Below are 2812 nucleotides of genomic sequence, written 5' to 3'. Positions count from 1 at the left end.
GCCGTATACGAGACCCGTATGTACGGTGGTGTGAGGGGTGCACTCCGTCAATTATTGGCGGAGCCATCCACTCGATTATATGGCGTTTTTTCTATTTCAAAAATGGAATCGCTGGAAAATATCTACTTTTCAATCCTTTTTGATTTCGTCTAATGTTTATAAAAATCAACACTAAATTATATAAATACAGAATTATAATGCTTGAGGTAATGATTGAATTAATACTTGTGGTTAAAAGAGCAAACCATTCAACAATACTGAAATTATATGGAATATATATTCCTTTATTGATAATCATGAAAAAACCAAAAAATATAAGTTGCCAAGTAATTTGAAAACTTATCAGTTTTTTTCCAGTATCGTCCACTAAATTTATTTTATCTCGCTTTAAAATCCACATCACTAACGGAATAATTATTCCTAGAAATGGTTGAATAATATAACTTATAGCACTCAGGTTTAATAAGGCTAAATATCCTTTATCTTCAATTTTAGTCCAATCTAAAAGGTCGTCAGGTGTTACACCGAGGGCTTGGGTTAATTTAATTAGTGTATCTCCTCTGGGTATTGATTCCGCTTTTTCAATTCGTTGAATTGTTCTTAAGCTCAATTTGGATTCCTCCGCTAATTGTTCTTGAGAAAACCCTTTTCGATTTCTTAAGTCTTTAATCTTAATTGCTAAATTCTGGTTATTCATTATAAATATTTTTAATATTATTTAGCAAAGATATTTTGAAGTTCGTGTGGTTGTTGCGTCATTACTATGTCAATCTTATGACATTACTGCGTTTATTCGGCTCAAATGCCATATAACATATGTATAACCACATTGTGGTTATTTCCTTTATAGTTATAAGTCTCTCTCTAAACAAAAACTAAATTTCTAAAAAGTGTTGGTTTTAGGTTAATTAAGCGTTTGTCAGCGAACGATTCAGAGTTAAAAAATTAATAGCAATACTTGCTTGGACTTATAAGTATTTTATGAACAGGTATTATAGGTGTATTTATTTACTTTCTTTTAAATCTCAATAAACAACTACATTTTTCCATAGTGTGTATGTAGAGATGAAATTTCTGATGCTTTTAATCCGTTATGGACAAGTAAACGGTACCGTAATAGGGTAGGTGCAACATTAGAAAGAATAACCGGTTTTGCACCAGGGTATGGGTATACAGCGTTCTGCATACTCTCTTTTGAACGCAAAATCCAAGGATTTGGATAACCTGGGTTATTGGGATGACTTAAAATTGAAATGCCTGCCATTGCATTCTTAAGTCCCAACGATCCGGAGATATCCATCCAACCTCCTGCTTTAATTGGTAGTTGTTCCTGTTTAATTGATCCAATAGAACTTGTAAATGCGATGTCTTCACTTAGTCTAATTCTAGTTGAAAAACCTCCATACCCTTTTTTATCATCAGATCCACCAATACGCATATTTGGTTCCTCTGCAATCAAGGATATTTCAATATCAATTTGTCTATAGTTCTTTGCTTTTGGGTATACCGTAATGGTAGTATACTCAGATACCAATGGCTTTTCATTTCCGTTATCATCTAACCACAAAGGAGACTTCCAAACCACATTTGCTTTAATACTTCTTTGTTTACCTTTCTTTTTTAGTTCTTTAACTGAAAGTACTTTCCATTTAAAATCTTTTATTTCCCACCCATCACCAATTTGTTTGTCTCCAATATGCAATTGGTGCCAAGCCCAAAAGATACCACGGTGGTGAGGGTGGTCTGAGGGAAAATCTTCAGTTAAAATTTTACCATCTAACGTATACAGTGGATGAATATAATTTGATCTTTTATGCTTACCATCTAGTTCTTTATTAGCTATTTGGTAGCAGAGTACGCTATCTTTTCCTTCTTTGAAAAGTACTACGTTATCTTGAATTTGAACGCTTACACTTTGAGATTGGGCAATGTTTTCTAAACATAAAAACAGGAAAATGCTAATGAAATATCTCATAGATTAATTGGTTACAATGGTTGGGCTATGGTTTCGTTGTGGAATTCTCCTCAAGAACCAAGCATTGGTTTAAAGATAAGAATTTTCAGTAGGAAATTCCACCACAGTAAATTATAGCGGTTGTTATATGCTACTTTTTTTAATTTCAATCACCTTATTAACTCTATGATCGAGTCTACTTGCAATAAAAAGAGATAAAAGAAAAATAATTAGCATAATCCCAGTCAACGATAGTTCCAACTGAATGTATGGATCACTCCAATCGCCAAACAAAGCAACAAATCCAGTTCGTCCAATTACAGCAGTATATATTATATGAAAAATAATTATTGATTTGGTATAGTTTATATTGAGCTTAAAGAATTTAAGAAGTAATACAATGGCAATTGATGCTCCAAATGTAATTAGACACATTAGCACTATTAAAATTGGCAGCATTCCGATGTTTCCTCCAGGCAAACCCGTAGTTCCTAAGTAAACTGTATATAAAACTGAATTTGCTATTCCAATTGATACATACATTAATAAAATAAATAAATTTTTATTCAAAATATTTGAATCCGATTTGGTTGCATATAACGGTTGATCTATGAACAGTACGAGAGCAAACTAGCGTTTGCTTTTCGCCACGCACATAGCTAAAGCTTTTTGTTTTGATTTATTTTTTCTTGTCCAAAGCTAAATCCATAAGATTTAGCGACATTATAAATATACACAGACCTTTCGGTTTTGCCCTAAAGTCCGCATTACGTTTAGGTTTTGTGCCTGTTGCACAAGTTAGTGATTTTTAGTATCTTGTATTATGCAAGGCAAAAAAAAATATCAAGAAAAACTGTT

At 32.6% G+C, this 2812-nt stretch carries 3 protein-coding genes; all 3 read right to left on the bottom strand.

What is annotated here, in order from left to right; all coding sequences use genetic code 11:
- Positions 1 to 91: 91 nt before the first annotated feature.
- Positions 92 to 697 (bottom strand): helix-turn-helix domain-containing protein, encoded by a 606-nt coding sequence (locus tag D3P13_RS21670; protein ID WP_117885798.1) that lies wholly within the window; start codon positions 695 to 697, stop codon positions 92 to 94.
- A 339-nt stretch (positions 698 to 1036) separates the two neighbouring features.
- The gene (locus tag D3P13_RS21665) at positions 1037 to 1975 is read right to left on the bottom strand and encodes a DUF6807 family protein (protein WP_117885796.1); all 939 of its coding nucleotides are present in this window, start codon (positions 1973 to 1975) and stop codon (positions 1037 to 1039) included.
- 123 nt (positions 1976 to 2098) lie between these two features.
- Entirely contained in the window at positions 2099 to 2497 is a 399-nt protein-coding gene (locus D3P13_RS21660; protein WP_117885794.1) for a hypothetical protein, read from the bottom strand.
- Positions 2498 to 2812 lie beyond the last annotated feature (315 nt).

The sequence above is a fragment of the Aureibaculum luteum genome (assembly GCF_003449015.1).
Lineage (GTDB): Bacteria > Bacteroidota > Bacteroidia > Flavobacteriales > Flavobacteriaceae > Aureibaculum > Aureibaculum luteum.
The sequence above is the reverse complement of the archived record's forward strand: the minus strand, read 5'-3'. Positions and strand labels throughout refer to the sequence as shown.